At 67.8% G+C, this 14,767-nt stretch carries 17 protein-coding genes; 13 read left to right on the forward strand and 4 right to left on the reverse strand.

All coding sequences use genetic code 11. The features are described from left to right. Positions 1-312 precede the first annotated feature (312 nt). Positions 313-1,257 carry a GlxA family transcriptional regulator gene (locus WT97_RS28990; protein WP_059502328.1) on the reverse strand — a complete coding sequence of 315 codons (945 nt, stop codon included), beginning with the start codon at positions 1,255-1,257 and terminating at the stop codon, positions 313-315. Positions 1,258-1,384: 127 nt separating this feature from the next. Then, complete coding sequence (locus tag WT97_RS28995; RefSeq protein WP_059502330.1) at positions 1,385-2,347, reverse strand: helix-turn-helix domain-containing protein; 963 nt, start codon at positions 2,345-2,347, stop codon at positions 1,385-1,387. Between the two features lie 240 nt (positions 2,348-2,587). Between WT97_RS28995 and WT97_RS29000 the strand changes: the two genes are divergently transcribed. Genes WT97_RS29000 through WT97_RS29030 form a run of 7 tightly spaced genes read left to right on the forward strand, consistent with a single transcriptional unit; the run spans position 2,588 to position 8,072 of the window. Then, positions 2,588-3,745 carry an amine dehydrogenase large subunit gene (locus tag WT97_RS29000; protein WP_059790830.1) on the forward strand — a complete coding sequence of 386 codons (1,158 nt, stop codon included), beginning with the start codon at positions 2,588-2,590 and terminating at the stop codon, positions 3,743-3,745. 7 nt (positions 3,746-3,752) lie between these two features. Further along, positions 3,753-4,307 (forward strand): MauE/DoxX family redox-associated membrane protein, encoded by a 555-nt coding sequence (locus WT97_RS29005; protein ID WP_059790828.1) that lies wholly within the window; start codon positions 3,753-3,755, stop codon positions 4,305-4,307. Continuing rightward, positions 4,304-4,939, forward strand: coding sequence for a methylamine dehydrogenase accessory protein MauD (gene mauD / locus WT97_RS29010; RefSeq protein ID WP_060354890.1), 636 nt, complete (start codon positions 4,304-4,306; stop codon positions 4,937-4,939). The genes WT97_RS29005 and mauD overlap by 4 nt, the downstream gene beginning before the upstream one ends. Positions 4,940-4,978: 39 nt before the next feature. Next, complete coding sequence (locus WT97_RS29015; RefSeq protein ID WP_060354891.1) at positions 4,979-5,524, forward strand: methylamine dehydrogenase light chain; 546 nt, start codon at positions 4,979-4,981, stop codon at positions 5,522-5,524. Beyond that, positions 5,521-6,030, forward strand: a complete 510-nt coding sequence (locus tag WT97_RS29020; protein ID WP_060354892.1) for a cytochrome c — start codon at positions 5,521-5,523, stop codon at positions 6,028-6,030. The genes WT97_RS29015 and WT97_RS29020 overlap by 4 nt, the downstream gene beginning before the upstream one ends. Continuing rightward, positions 6,027-6,533, forward strand: a complete 507-nt coding sequence (locus WT97_RS29025; RefSeq protein WP_060354893.1) for a cytochrome c — start codon at positions 6,027-6,029, stop codon at positions 6,531-6,533. Before WT97_RS29020 ends, WT97_RS29025 begins: the two co-directional genes overlap by 4 nt. A gap of 33 nt (positions 6,534-6,566) precedes the next feature. Continuing rightward, complete coding sequence (locus WT97_RS29030; RefSeq protein ID WP_060354894.1) at positions 6,567-8,072, forward strand: aldehyde dehydrogenase family protein; 1,506 nt, start codon at positions 6,567-6,569, stop codon at positions 8,070-8,072. 54 nt (positions 8,073-8,126) lie between these two features. Here WT97_RS29030 and WT97_RS29035 read toward each other — a convergent pair whose 3' ends face one another. Then, positions 8,127-8,570, reverse strand: coding sequence for a DMT family transporter (locus WT97_RS29035; RefSeq protein ID WP_059502346.1), 444 nt, complete (start codon positions 8,568-8,570; stop codon positions 8,127-8,129). 121 nt (positions 8,571-8,691) lie between these two features. Between WT97_RS29035 and WT97_RS29040 the strand changes: the two genes are divergently transcribed. Beyond that, positions 8,692-9,573: a LysR substrate-binding domain-containing protein gene (locus WT97_RS29040; protein WP_060031069.1), complete on the forward strand. Its 882-nt coding sequence runs from the start codon at positions 8,692-8,694 to the stop codon at positions 9,571-9,573. A 56-nt stretch (positions 9,574-9,629) separates the two neighbouring features. Here WT97_RS29040 and WT97_RS34385 read toward each other — a convergent pair whose 3' ends face one another. Beyond that, on the reverse strand, positions 9,630-10,112 hold the full coding sequence (locus WT97_RS34385; RefSeq protein ID WP_156440336.1) for a hypothetical protein: 483 nt from the start codon (positions 10,110-10,112) through the stop codon (positions 9,630-9,632). A gap of 140 nt (positions 10,113-10,252) precedes the next feature. On the opposite strand from WT97_RS34385, the gene WT97_RS29045 reads away from it, so the two are divergent. The 5 genes from WT97_RS29045 (at position 10,253) to WT97_RS29065 (ending at position 14,754) form a co-directional block, all read left to right on the forward strand. Next, positions 10,253-11,206: a choline ABC transporter substrate-binding protein gene (locus WT97_RS29045; RefSeq protein WP_006498766.1), complete on the forward strand. Its 954-nt coding sequence runs from the start codon at positions 10,253-10,255 to the stop codon at positions 11,204-11,206. Between the two features lie 61 nt (positions 11,207-11,267). Continuing rightward, complete coding sequence (locus WT97_RS29050; protein ID WP_034204290.1) at positions 11,268-12,197, forward strand: 3-keto-5-aminohexanoate cleavage protein; 930 nt, start codon at positions 11,268-11,270, stop codon at positions 12,195-12,197. An 86-nt stretch (positions 12,198-12,283) separates the two neighbouring features. After that, on the forward strand, positions 12,284-13,249 hold the full coding sequence (locus WT97_RS29055; RefSeq protein ID WP_060031073.1) for an L-carnitine dehydrogenase: 966 nt from the start codon (positions 12,284-12,286) through the stop codon (positions 13,247-13,249). A 10-nt stretch (positions 13,250-13,259) separates the two neighbouring features. After that, positions 13,260-13,748 (forward strand): thioesterase family protein, encoded by a 489-nt coding sequence (locus WT97_RS29060; RefSeq protein WP_060031075.1) that lies wholly within the window; start codon positions 13,260-13,262, stop codon positions 13,746-13,748. A 49-nt stretch (positions 13,749-13,797) separates the two neighbouring features. After that, positions 13,798-14,754 carry an alpha/beta hydrolase gene (locus WT97_RS29065; protein ID WP_060031078.1) on the forward strand — a complete coding sequence of 319 codons (957 nt, stop codon included), beginning with the start codon at positions 13,798-13,800 and terminating at the stop codon, positions 14,752-14,754. Positions 14,755-14,767 lie beyond the last annotated feature (13 nt).

Consider the following 14,767-nt stretch of genomic DNA (forward strand, 5'->3'; position numbering starts at 1 on the left):
CGGACGAGAAGCGAACGGCAGGCAGGTGCGGCGACGGCGAATCGAGCATCGTCATGTCATACCCCTCGGATCGATATTGGATATCGGTTGGCAGCCTGCGTGACCCGACGTCCGTCGAGATCGACGATCGGGTCGTTAGGCTATCTATCTAACTTTGTTTGGTATGTTACAGAATATTTTCAACGACATTCCAGATTATTTTCGACGACCGCTTCGGTTCGTCGACCAGTCGCCGGCATTGTTCAACGAACGGCGGGAAACGCTGCCGGAACGCGTAATACCGCGCCGGATTGTGATCAAAAGCCGAGACGGTCAGCGCGTCGGCCGCCGGTCGCTGCGCGGGCTCATCCCGAATCGCGCGCGATAGGTGCGCGAAAAATGCGACGGCGATTCGAAGCCGCACGCGACGCACACCGACGTGATGCTCATGTCGGTCTGTTGCAGCAGTTCGCGTGCGCGATCGAGGCGCAGGTTCAGGTAGAAGCGCGTCGGCGTGTCGTTCAGCATCGCGCTGAACAGCCGTTCGAGCTGGCGCCGCGTGATCGACACTTCCTGCGCGAGCGCGTCGGAGCCGAGCGGGTTGTCCATGTGTCGCTGCATCGTGCCGATCACCTGGATCAGCTTGCGGTTGTGCACGCCGTAGCGCGCGGCGATCTCGAGCCGCTGGCTGTCCGAGCGCTGCCGGATGCGGCTGACGACGAACTGCTCGGAGATCGCCGCCGCGAGGTCGGCGCCGTGCCGGCGGCCGATCAGGTCGAGCATCATGTCGATCGACGCGGTGCCGCCCGCGCACGTGATGCGCCGCTCGTCGATCTCGAACAGCTCCTGCGTCGCGTTCAGGCCGGGATAGCGCTCGCGGAACGCCGCCAGCGCTTCCCAATGCAGCGTGAGCGGCTGCGACGCGTCGAACAGCCCGGCTTCCGCGAGCACGAAGCTACCCGTATCGATGCCGCCGAGCGTGGCGCCATGCCGGTGCTGGCGGCGCAGCCAGTCGCCGAGCGTGCGCGTGTAGCACACGAGCGGATCGAAGCCCGCGACGACGAACACCGTATCGACCTGCGGGACGTCCGCGCACGCGGCTTCGGCGGCGACCGGAATGCCGTTGCTCGCGGCCACGGGTGCGCCGTCCGCGCTGATCACGTGCCAGCGATACAGCTCGGTGCGAAAGCGGTTCGCGACGCGCAGCGGCTCGACCGCGGACATGAAGCCGAGCGCGGAGAAGCCGGGTAGCAACAGGAAGTGGAAATCCTCGGGCATCGGGGTGTGGGGTGCAAGCAGGTAGTCGGTACGAGCCGTGCGTCGCGACGAGCGGGCCGGCGCGGGCCGCGCCCGATTCGCGGGCGCCGAACGTTCAAGCCGGGATTATCGCGGGTTTTGCCGGCGCTCAGCGCGTTTTTGCACGATGCACCGTCCGGCGCGCCGTCGTCGACGGCAATTCGCCGAACTGGGCCTTGTACGCGTTCGCGAAATGCCCGAGATGAATGAAGCCCCAGCGTGCAGCCGCTTCGCTGATCGGCAGGTCGGCGTGCCGCGTGTCGAGCAGCAGGCGCCGCACCTGCGCGAGGCGCAGCGAGCGCGTGTAGTTGAGCGGCGTCGTCTGTACGACCGACTGAAAGCTGTTCTGCATCGTGCGCCGGCTGACGCGCAATTGCGTGCACAGGCTCAGGATGTCGACGGGTGCTTCCGGGTGCTCGATCACGTAGTCGTGCACGCGGCGCACGATGTCGGCGTGGCACGCGTGCGTGAGCCGGTGCTGCGGCTCGGGTATCCGGTAGGTCATGAGATCGACCAGCACGTTGCCGACGTCGGCGCGCATCGCGCGCTGCACGCGTGCAGCGTCGAACGTATCGGGCGCCGCCAGTACGCGTTCGAGCAGCGTGGCGAGGTGCACGCTCGCGCGCTCGCGCGCGGCGACCGGCACCTCGACCACGCCGCGTCGCAGCGCGCGTGCGTCCAGCCGGACGCCGGCGGCATCTTCGATCTGCTGCATCAACTCGGGTTCGACGACCACGCCGATCAGCGACATGTCGTCGGGCGAATGGAGTTCGAACGGTACGCCGCCGCGCGCCACCACGATCGTACCGGGCTCGACGCGCGCATTGCCGAAGGCGAAGGCGCCCGAGCCGGCGAGCGGCATCCCGAATACCGTATGGCCGGGCGGCAAGCATCCGCGCTGGATGATGCGCACGTTCGCCGTTTCCTGGAACAGTTGCACGCCGTCGAGCACCGCGTGTTTGACCACGCTGCGATACGAGCCGGCCCCGATCTGGTCGTAACGCTGATCCCAGCCGCGCAGCGCCTCGGCATGCCGGTCTGCGTCGTCGAACCTCTGATGTAACACACGCATGGCGCCTCCGGCGATCGTTCGGACCGCGCAAGACTAAACCGACCGGGCGGTCGGCGCAATACGGGGGAGCGCTATTCCGCGCGCGTGCTTCCGAGGGTCGGAAGGCGCACTGCCGCGCGGCTTTCACGCGCATTTCCGATATCCCGAATCGGCACGCACGCGTTGCCGGTCCGGGTGCTGGGCGGGTTTATTGTCGAACTACAGTCGCTCCACATCACGTGAACCCCCACTGGAGGCGGCATGAGGACAAGGCGACGAACCGCTGCGCTCGCGGCGACGCTGGCGTTGGCGGCGGCATGGGCCGGCGGCGCGAACGCGGCGGAAAAACCCGAAGAACTGGTCGTGCAGAAGATGCCGCCGTGGCATCCGCACACGCTCTACATCGTCGACATCTCGATGCCGTCGATGACCGACGGGCGCATCTACGTATACGACGCCGATGCGAAGAAGCTGCTCGGCCAGATCGACGGCGGTTTCGCTCCCGGCTTCGCGATCTCGCCCGACCGCAAGACCAGCTTCGTCGCGACGACCTACTTCTCGCGCGGCTCGCACGGCGCGCGCACCGACGTCGTCGAGATGATCGACAACGCGACGCTCGATCACGCGGGCGAAATCGTGATCCCGGCGAAGCACGCGCAGCACGTGCCGTCGCCGTACAACACCGCATTCAGCGCCGACGGCAAGCGGCTGTACGTCGCGAACATCACGCCGGCCGCATCGGTGACGGTGATCGACGCCGTCTCGAAGCGGGTGCTGTCGGAGATCGACATGGCCGCGTGCGTGCTCGCGTATCCGTCGGGCAACGACCGTTTCACCGCGCTGTGCGAAAGCGGCAAGGCGCTGACCGTCACGCTCGATGCGAACGGCAAGGAAACGAAGCGCACGATGTCGGACGCGTTCATCGACGTCGACAAGGATCCGGCGTTCGTGAACGCGTCGCGGTACGGGGGCGACTATCTGTTCACCACCTACGGCGGATACGTGCGCAGCGCCGATTTCAGCGGCGACAAGCCGGCATTCGGCAAACCGTGGCCGCTGCTGACGGACGCCGAGCGCGCGGAAGGCTGGCGCCCGGGCGGCATGCAGCAGACGGCCGTGCACGCGAAGCAGAACCGGTACTACGTGCTGATGCACAAGGGCACCGACGGCTCGCACAAGGATCCCGGCACGCAGGTGTGGGTGTACGACCTGAAGTCGAAGCAGCGCGTCGCGCGCTGGGATCTCGCGCAGCAGAAGGTCGATCCGCTCGTGTCGATCCAGGTCAGCGAGGACGACAAGCCGCTGTTCTACGGGCTGACGGCAACCTCCGACCTCGTCGTGATGGATGCGCGCACCGGCGCGCTGCGGCACGTCGAGAAGCAGATCGGCAATACGTCGTCGCTGCTCGTCAACCCGTGAGGCCGCGATGACCCTCGATCCCGTACTCGCCACCAGCGCGCAGGCCGGCGCGGCCGCCGTCGTGCTGCTCGGCGCCTTCGCGAAGATGCGCCGGCCCGCCGCGTTCCGCCAGGCGCTCGCCGGCTACCGGCTACTGCCCGATGCGCTGAGCGCGCCCGTCGCGTTCGCGATTCCGTTGGCCGAAGCGATCGGCGCCGCGGCGCTGCTGTTTCCCGATACGCGCACGGCCGGCGCGATCGCGCTGATCGCGCTCTTCCTGGCGTTCGCGGCCGGCCTCGCGATCAACCTGCTGCGCGGCCATACCGACATCGATTGCGGCTGTTCCGGCTTCACCGCCGCCCGTGCGGACGCACCGCGCGGCATCGGCTGGCTGCATGTCGGCCGCGTGCTGCTGCTCGTCGCGCTGGCCGCGACCGCGTTCGTCGAGCCGGGTACGCGCGCCGTGGTGTGGCTCGACTACCTGACGCTGTTCTTTTCCGTGCTGCTGATCGTTTGCGCGCTGCTCACCGTCGACGTGCTGCTTGCCAACGTCCCGCGCCTTGCCCACCTGAGGAATTCATGATGCAAACCGCTCTCACCGTTTCCACCGCCCTGTTGTGGGTGGCCGTCCTCGCGCTCGGCGCGATCTGCCTCGCACTGGTGCGCCAGATCGGCATCCTGTACGAACGCATCATGCCGGCCGGCGCGCTGATGATCGACAAGGGGCCGGCGGTCGGCACGATCGCGCCGACGTTCGAACTGACCGACATTCGCGGCTCGCACGTGAAGGTCGGCGGCATCGACGCATCGGGCAAGGCGACGCTGCTGTTCTTCCTGTCGCCGACGTGCCCGGTCTGCAAGAAGCTGTTGCCGCTGCTCCCGTCGCTGCAGGCCAGCGAGGCGACGCCGGTGAACATCGTGCTCGCGAGCGACGGCGATGCCGACGAACACGCGCGCTTCGCGCGAAAGCACGACCTCGGGCGCTTCCCGTACGTGCTGTCGCAGGAGCTCGGCCTCGCGTATCAGATCGGCAAGCTGCCGTATGCGGTGCTGCTCGACGAAACGGGCACGGTGCGCGCGAAAGGGCTCGTCAACACGCGCGAGCATCTCGAGAGCCTGTTCGAGGCGAAGGAGCGCGGCGTCGCGTCGCTGCAGCAGTACGTGCACGGCGACCCCGGCCGCGATGCCCACGACGGGCACGCGCAGCACGCATGACCGGCCGAACCTTTTTCAACGTCATTGGAGAACGACGACATGGGCGTGTTTGATTCATGGTTCGAGCGGTCGGCGCGCGGCGTCGCGCAGCACAGTTCGCGGCGCAGCGCGATGGCGAAGCTCGGCAAGGTGCTGGTGGGTTCTGCGCTGCTGCCGCTGCTGCCTGTGGACCGCACCGCGTATGCGGCCGACGCGGCATCCGGCGCGTCGGGCGCATACGGCGCTGCGGCATCGGGGGCAAGCGACGACCCGACGAGCTGCGACTACTGGAAATACTGCGCGATCGACGGCTGGCTTTGCAGTTGCTGCGGTGGCACGTCGAGCAGTTGCCCGCCGGGTACGACGCCTTCGCCGATCACGTGGATCGGCACCTGCCGCAATCCGCACGACGGTTCGGACTACATCGTTTCGTACAACGATTGCTGCGGAAAAACGTCGTGCGGCAAGTGCTTCTGCAATCGCAACGAGCGCGAGAAGCCGCTGTACAAGCTGTCGCTGAACAACGACATCAACTGGTGCATGGCGAACGGTAATTCGAATTACCACTGTTCGGTTTCGGTTCTGCTGGGAGCGGCAAAACAATGAGCGTGAAGCAGGCGGGAAAAATCGTCGTTGCGTGCATGACGGCCATGGCGGCCATGGCGGCCATCGCGTTGCCCGGCGCGGCCGGTGCACAGGACACCGTGCGTTACCCGGCCGGGAAAGGCTTGTTCGACACGCAGTGCGCGGTATGTCACCAGGCGGGTGGGAAAGGGCAGGACGGCCTTGCGCCGCCGCTGACCGAGTATCCGGGCAAGTACGCGGCGGCGGAAGCCGGGCGTGCGCAGTTGATCGCGACGCTGCTGCACGGGATGTTCGGCGAGATCGAAGTGCACGACAAGCGCTACAACTTCAAGATGCCGTCGTTCGCGAGCGCGAGCGACGACGACATCGCGCACGTGCTCAACTACGTCGTGTTCGACCTCAACGCGCAGCATGGCGACGCGAAGCCGTTCACGGCGGCCGATATCCGTGCGGCGCGCGCGAAGCCGATGGACGGCGCGGCCGTGCATGCGCAGCGTGCGGCGGTGATCAAGGGGCTCGGCCTGTGAACGGCGCTTGCGCGCCGTCGTCGCGGTTCGGCGGCCTGTCGCATCGCCTGTCGTCCCGGTTGCTCCTGGCGGGTGCCGCGGCTTGCGCGTTTGCCGGGCCCGCGCATGCGGACGGCACAGCCGATGCGGCGCTGGCACGACAGCATTGGGTGCTCAACTGCATGGGTTGCCACACGGCGACGGGCGGCGGCATTCCCGGCAAGGTGCCGCCGCTCGCGAACTCGCTCGGCTATTTCACGCATCTGCCGGCCGGGCGCGAGTACGTGATGCGCGTGCCCGGCGCGTCGAACTCGGCGCTGTCGGATCGGGAGCTGGCCGACGTGCTGAACTGGCTGCTCACGACGACGAACCGCGATGCGCTGCCACGCGACTTCAAACCGTATACGGCCGCCGAAGTTGCCGCGCACCGCCGTCCCGCGCTGTCGGACGTCGCGACCGTGCGCGCCGGCCTCGTCCGCGCGCTGCAGGCGCGCGGGATCGACGGCGTTGCGGATCGCTACTGACCGACTGACTCAACGAATCAGGAAAACGTGAACATGGAGACGAACCAAACCTTTCCGCTGCTCGACGCAACCCGCGCGTTTCTCGCGAAGCCGAAGAAGATGCTGATCGGCGCCGAGTGGAGCGACGCCGCGTCGGGACGCCAGATCGAGGTCGTGAACCCGGCCGACGGCACCGTGCTCGCTCGCGTGCCCGAAGCGGACGAACGCGACGTGCAGCAGGCCGTCGCCGCCGCGCGCCATGCATTCGATGCGGGTCCGTGGCGCAGCGCGAAGACCACCGATCGCGAGCGCCTGATGCTGGTGCTCGCCGACCTGATCGAAGCCAACGCGCGCGAGCTCGCCGAAATCGAATCGCTCGACAACGGCAAGCCGGTGACGGTCGCGCAAGGGCTCGACGTCGCGATGGCCGCGCAGTGCTTTCGCTACATGGCCGGCTGGGCGACGAAGATCGAAGGCAGCGTGATCGACGCCGGCGTGCCGTACCTGCCGGACAGCGAGATCTTCGCCTATACGCGCAAGGAACCCGTCGGCGTGGTCGGCGCGATCATTCCGTGGAATTTCCCGCTGCTGATGGCCGCATGGAAAATCGCACCGGCGCTCGCGACCGGCTGCACCGTCGTGCTGAAGCCTGCCGAAGACACGCCGCTGAGCGCGTTGCGGCTCGGCGAGCTGATCCAGGCGGCCGGGTTCCCGGACGGCGTCGTCAATATCGTCACCGGCTACGGTCATACGGCCGGCGCGGCGCTGTCGCGCGATCCGCGCATCGACAAGATCGCATTTACCGGGTCGACGCTAACGGGCAAGACGATCGGCCACGCGGCGCTCGACAACATGACGCGGATGTCGCTGGAACTCGGCGGCAAGTCGCCGGTGATCGTGCTGCCCGACGTCGATCTCGACAAGGCCGCGCTGGGCGTCGCGAACGCGATCTTCTTCAACCAGGGGCAGGTGTGCACGGCCGGTTCGCGCGCGTACATCCATGCGAAAGTGTTCGACGGCGTGATCGAGCGCGTCGCGAAGATCGCGGCGAGCCTGAAGATCGGCCCGGGGATGGATCCGTCGACGCAGATCGGGCCGCTCGTATCGGCGAAGCAGCGCGAGCGCGTGTGCGGGTACATCGACTCGGGGTTCGGCGAGGGCGCGCGCGCCGCGGCCGGCGGCCGCGCGATCGACGGCCCCGGCTTCTTCGTCGAACCGACGGTGCTGGTCGATACGACGCAGGCGATGCGCGTGGTGCGCGAGGAGATCTTCGGACCGGTGCTCGTCGCGATGCCGTTCGATGATCTCGATACGGCCGTGCGGCTCGCGAACGATACGCCGTATGGCCTCGGCGCGAGCATCTGGTCGAACGATCTTGCGGCGATTCACAAGCTGGTGCCGCGGATTGCGGCGGGCACCGTGTGGGTCAACTGCCACTCGCTGCTCGACAACGCATTGCCGTTCGGCGGAATGAAGCAGTCGGGCTTCGGCCGCGAACTCGGCCGCGCGGTGATCGACCAGTACATGGAGAGCAAGTCGGTGATGATGAACTACGCGTGAGCGTCGCGGCGAGTGCGTGCGTTGCCGGCGTACCGGGAACGCACGCGCTTGCCGTCACGCGCGGATCAGCACCACCCCGACGATGAGGCACGCCGCGCCGGCAATGCGGATCGCGCTCGCCGAATGCTGCTGGATGCCGAGCACGCCGAAGTGGTCGAATACGAGCGCGCCGGTCATCTGCCCGACGACGATCAGCGCGAGCGTCGTCGCCGCGCCCAAGCGCGGCACCATCAGGATCGCGATGCCGACGAATACCGCGCCGAAGAATCCGCCCGTCCAGCTGAACCACGACCCCGCGCCGGAGAACGTGCCGCTCACGCGCGGGTGAGGCGACAAGAGCGCGACCGCCAGCATCGCGGCCAGGCCGACGACGTAGCTGACCGACCCGGCCCACCACGGCGAACCGAGCTGCGCGCGCAGGTTCGCGTTGAGCACCTGCTGCAATGCAACGCTGATGCCGGCCGCCACGACCAGCAGATACGACAGGAAGGTAGCCACGAGGACGAACGCTCCGAAAGGATGGCCGCGCCGGCGATGCCGGCACGGAAGGCTTTCATTCTGCGGAGCGCGCCGGTATAACGCAAATATCGAATCCGGCGCTCATCCATCTCGTTTCGGCATGCCATCACTCCGGCAAATCCAGTACTTCCTGACCGTGGCGGACCTCGGCGGCTTCACGCCGGCCGCGGGTGCGCTCCATGTCGCGCAGTCGGCGCTCAGCCGGCAGATCGGTCAGCTCGAGGACGAACTCGGGTTCCCGCTGTTCGACCGCGAGCCGAGGGGCGTGCGGCTCACGCCGGCCGGCGCGATCTACCGCGAACGCGTGGCATCGGTCCCGGCCGCGCTGACGGCGGCTGCCGACGAAGGTGCACGGTTGTCGCGCGGGGAAGCCGGCGTGCTGCGGCTTCTGCATTCCAGTACCGTTCCCGTCGGCAGCCTGATGCCGGATCTGGACCGCTTCATGCGCGATTGTCCGGGCGCGCGGGTCGATCTCGACCGCGCGTCGTCCGAGGATCAGGTGACCGAAATTGCGAACGGCCATGCCGATATCGGGATCGTTCGGCTGCCGGTGCTGCGGCGCGATGCACGCGTGCGTTTCGTTGAACTGGCCGCCGAGCGCTTGTGCGCGGCGGTGCCGGCCGATCATCCGCTCGCGGGCCGCAAACGCATCGCGATAGCGCGGCTGCGGCATGAGCCGTTCGTATCGGCCGTGTCTCGGGAGCGGGGCGGCCTCGCGCGCGTCGTGATCGATCTGTGCCTGAAGCGAGGCTTCGTGCCGGCGGCCGCGCGGATCGTGTCGCCGAAGACGTCGATGCTGAATCTCGTCGCGGCCGGGTGGGGTGTGGCGATCGTGCCGGCGCGGATGGCGAGCGTCGGGATCGACGGCGTCGCGTTCGTGCCGATTTCCGACGAGGACGCGCGATCGGTGTGCGCGCTGGTGCTGCCGGTGGAGCCGACGGTGCTGGCGCAGGCGTTCGTGCGGGCGGTGACGGCGGGCTGAACGCGCCGCGTCGCCACCCTGACGGCCAGCGTGTTCGGCCGGACTGACGTCGAGACTCAGACGCCGTATCCCGCGTCGCGCATCAACCGGCGCGCCGCGTCGCCGCGCGGGCCTTCCGCATCGAATCGCGCGCGAAGGTTCGCGTCCGCGTCGCGCGTCACGGCGCGGTGCATGGCCGCGATGACGGCGAAAAGGACGACGAAAAGGGCGACGACGAAGCAAGCGACGAGCATCGTATGGCTCCTGGCTGAATAGATCGGAGGCAGACACCGCGACGGCCGGCCGCGTCCGTCGGCATCCGTTCCAATGACGCGCAACATCCAGGCCCGGAGCGGCACGGTATCCGGCGGCGGCGCGCGATCGCCCGGCGATTCCCAGCATAGGGCCGCCCCGCGGTATTCGGCGACGTGTCGGAAATCCGTCAGCAAGGCCGTGGCGGAATCGAAAGGCGCGCGCCGCATCCGGGCAATCCCGTCGCGCGCCAGAAAAACCCCAAACCCCCATCCGGCAAGCCTCTCGCCGAACCTAGTGGTTTCCACTCATAGTCGCAAACAGTCAAGAACAGGTCGCCGCCGGTCTTCTCGGTGCGAATATGGCTCGTTACTTTTACTCCCACGATGCAGGCCGGCGCACACTCCGCGCACCGGCTGCCGCGAGATCAACCGGGAGGAATCGAACCATGAAGTCGACGAAGATCGCCGCGCTAGCCGCGGCCGTGCTGGCGACCGGCGCGTTCACGCACGCGGCGCTTGCCGAGACGGAGGCCGCGACCTGCCGCACCGTGCGTTTCGCGGATATCGGCTGGACCGACATCACGTCGACCACGGCGCTCGCGTCGACCGTGTTCGAGGCGCTCGGCTACAAGCCGACCACGACGATCGCGTCGGTGCCGATCTCGTTCGCCGGTCTCAAGAGCAAGCAGCTCGACGTGTCGCTCGGCTACTGGTGGCCCGTGCAGCAGAAGCAGTTGCAGCCGTTCCTCGACAGCAAGTCGATCAACGTCGTCGAGCCGCCGAACCTGTCCGGCGCGAAGGCGACGCTCGCGGTGCCGAGCTACGAATACCAGGCCGGCCTGAAGACCTTCGACGACATCGCGAAACACCGCGCGGAACTCGACGGCAAGATCTACGGGATCGAGCCGGGCAGCAGCGCGAACGCGACGATCCAGAAGATGATCGACACGAACCAGTACGGGCTCGGTGGCTTCAAGCTCGTCGAATCGAGTGAGGCCGGGATGCTGGTGACGGTCGAGCGCGCGATCCGCGAGAAGAAGTGGGTCGTGTTCCTCGGCTGGGAGCCGCATCCGATGAACATCCAGCTCAGCATGAACTACCTGTCCGGCGGCGACGCGGCGTTCGGGCCGAACTACGGCGAAGCGCGCGTGTACACGCTGACCGCGCCCGACTTCATCGCGCGCTGCCCGAACGCGGGCAAGCTCGTGACGAACCTGCGCTTCTCGACCCAGCTCGAGAACCAGCTGATGCAGTCGGTAATGAACAAGACCAAGCCGGCCGAGGCCGCGAAGGCGTACCTGAAGAAGAACCCGCAGGTGCTCGATCCCTGGCTCGCAGGCGTCAAGACGTTCGACGGCAAGGACGGCCTGCCTGCCGTGAAGGCGTATCTCGGCCTGTAACGGCCTGCGCCCACGCGCTCCCCGCAATGCGACACAACCCGAATCAAGCGAGGCATCCAGCATGAACCACGAAGTCATCATCACCTGCGCCGTCACGGGCGCGGGCGATACGGTCGGCAAGCATCCGGCGATTCCGGTCACGCCGAAGGAGATCGCGGCCGCCGCGATCGAAGCCGCGAAGGCCGGCGCGACGGTCGCCCACTGCCACGTGCGCGATCCGCAGACGGGGCGCGGCAGCCGCGACCCGAACCTGTATCGCGAAGTGGTCGACCGCATCCGCTCGGCCGACGTCGACGTGATCATCAACCTGACGGCCGGCATGGGCGGCGATCTCGAGATCGGCCCCGGCGAGGACCCGATGCGCTTCGGCAAGGGGACCGACCTGGTCGGCGGTCTCACGCGCCTCGTACACGTCGAGGAACTGCTGCCGGAAATCTGCACGCTCGACTGCGGCACGCTGAATTTCGGCGACGGCGATTACATCTACGTGTCGACACCCGCGCAGTTGCGCGCCGGCGCGAAGCGCATCCAGGAACTCGGCGTGAAGCCGGAGCTGGAGATCTTCGATACGGGCCATCTGTGGTTCGCGAAGCAGCTGCTGAAGGAAGGGCTGCTCGACGATCCGCCGCTGTTCCAGCTGTGCCTGGGCATTCCGTGGGGCGCACCGGCCGATACGGGCACGATGAAGGCAATGGTCGACAACCTGCCGCCGGGCGCGCACTGGGCCGGCTTCGGGATCGGCCGCATGCAGATGCCGATGGTCGCGCAGGCGATGCTGCTCGGCGGTCACGTACGCGTGGGCCTCGAAGACAACATCTGGCTCGATCGCGGTGTGCATGCGACCAACGGCACGCTCGTCGAGCGCGCTCGCGAGATCGTCGAGCGCCTCGGCGGCCGCGTGCTGACGCCGGCCGAAGGCCGCCGCAAGCTCGGCCTGCCGGCGCGCGGCGAACGTGCGCTGGAGCGTCGCGCGATCGCCGAATTCGCGTGAGCTTTTTCACTGACTGACATTGCATGGCGGTATGCGTCGACGCGCGGCCGCCCACCGATTTCCCCTGAATTGAAGGATGTATCGACATGGCAGTGAAGACCGACATTAAGACGTTTGCCGCCATCGGCACCGGCGTGATCGGCAGCGGATGGATTTCCCGCGCGCTCGCGCACGGTCTCGACGTGGTCGTGTGGGACCCGGCGCCGGGCGCCGAAGCGCGGCTGCGCGCGAACGTCGCGAATGCGTGGCCCGCGCTCGAACGCGTCGGCCTCGCACCGGGCGCCGATCCCGCGCGGTTGCGGTTCGTGTCGACGATCGAGGAATGCGTCGCCGATGCCGATTTCATCCAGGAAAGCGCGCCCGAGCGCGAGGCGCTGAAGCTCGAGCTGCACGAACAGATCAGCCGTGCGGCGAAGGCCGATGCGATCATCGCGTCGTCGACGTCGGGGCTGCTGCCGACCGATTTCTACGCGCGGGCGACGCATCCGGAGCGCTGCGTGGTCGGCCATCCGTTCAACCCCGTCTACCTGCTGCCGCTCGTCGAGGTGCTCGGCGGTGCGCGCACGTCGCCGGAAGCGGTCGAAGGCGCGATGGAGGTCTATCGCAAGCTCGGCATGCGGCCGCTGCACGTGCGCAAGGAAGTGCCGGGCTTCATCGCGGATCGTCTGCTGGAAGCGTTGTGGCGGGAGGCGCTGCATCTCGTCAACGAAGGCGTCGCGACGACCGGCGAGATCGACGACGCGATCCGCTTCGGCGCGGGTATCCGCTGGTCGTTCATGGGCACGTTCCTGACCTACACGTTGGCCGGCGGCGATGCGGGCATGCGACACTTCATGCAGCAATTCGGCCCCGCGCTCGAACTGCCGTGGACGAAACTGGTCGCGCCGACGTTGACCGATGCGCTGATCGACAACGTCGTCGAAGGCACGGCCGAACAGCAAGGCACGCGCAGCATCAAGGAACTCGAGCGCTATCGCGACGAGTGCATCACCGAGGTGCTGAAATCGATCGCCGCGGTGAAGGCGCGGCACGGGATGCGATTCGAGGAATAAAGGACAGGCGATGACGGGCGATACTCCGCTGACGATTCACCGCGACGTGGTGCGGCCCGAATGGGTCGACTACAACGGCCACCTGCGCGATGCGTTCTACCTGCTGATCTTCAGCTTCGCGACCGATGCGTTGCTGGATCGCATCGGCCTCGACGACGCCGCGCGTCGCGAGCGGGGGCGCTCGGTCTACACGCTCGAAGCGCACGTGAACTACCTGCACGAGATCAAGGAAGGCACGGCCGTGCGCGTCGATGCGCGCGTGCTCGCGCACGACGCGAAGCGGCTGCACCTGTATCTCGAACTGTTCGCCGACGGGCATGACGACGCGGTATCGGCGAGCGAGCAGATGCTGCTGCACGTCGATACGCGCGACGGCGCGAAATCGGCGCCGTTCGACGACGACGTGGCCGCGCGCGTGGCCGAACTGCACGCATTGCAGCGCGATTGCGCGGCGCCTGCGTATGCGGGCCGCGTGATCGGGCTGCCGCCGCGCCGCTAGCGGCGCGCTTCGCCTTCCGATCTTCACTCTCGACCGCGGAGCGCACACGATGCTCGAACCGGAAATCGCGGCGTTCGTCGCGGCCGTCGACGCGTGGTATCCGGCCGATGCGGCGGCGCGCCCGCCCGACGAACAGCGCCGCCTCTACGACCGCTTCGCGGCCGAATGGACGCCGGCCGCGCTGCCGGCCGGCATCGTGCAGCACGACGCCGCGTGGCGTGCGCCGGACGGCCGCACGATCGCGCTGCGGCGCTATACGTCGGCGCACGGCGCGCCGCGCGGCACGGTGCTGTTTTTTCACGGCGGCGGTTTCGTCGTCGGCTCGCTCGACAGTCATGCGCTGATCACTGCGCAACTGGCCGCCGATACGGGCCTCGACGTGATCGCCGTCGACTACCGGCTGGCGCCCGAACACCGCGCGCCGGCCGCACTCGAAGATTGCGTGGCGGTGACGCGCGCCGCGCGCGATGCACGCTGGCCGTTCGGGCCGTGCGCGCACCCGTTGACCCTCGCGGGCGACAGCGCGGGCGGGATGCTCGCGGCGGCGGTGGCGACCGCGCTGCGCGATGCGGGCGAACGTAACGTGGACGGCATCGCGCTCGTTTATCCGATGCTCGGTTTCGAGCCGCAATCGCCCGCGCGCGAAACGGAAGCGCACGCGCCGATGCTGACGCTCGACGACGTGCATCGTTATCGCGCGCTGTACTGGGGCAGTGACTTGTCCGGCGCGCTGCGGAGCGGCAACCCGCTGCTGCGCGCGTCGGTGCCGCTCGAGGCAGCGCGTTTCGACGGCCTGCCGCCGGTGCTCGCGATCGGCGCGGAGCACGATCCGCTACGCGACGATGCGCGCGTGTACGTCGAACGGATTCGTGCGGCCGGCGGGGTGGCGCGCCACTGGATGGGAGAGGGGCTGGTGCACGGCTGCTGGCGCGCGCTCGGGACGAGCCCGCAGGCCGCATGGATGCACCGGATGGTCGGCGGGTTCTTGCTCGCACCACACGCGTAGCGGGCGTTTTCCG

This window comes from Burkholderia sp. MSMB1459WGS, assembly GCF_001534535.1.
GTDB lineage: Bacteria > Pseudomonadota > Gammaproteobacteria > Burkholderiales > Burkholderiaceae > Burkholderia.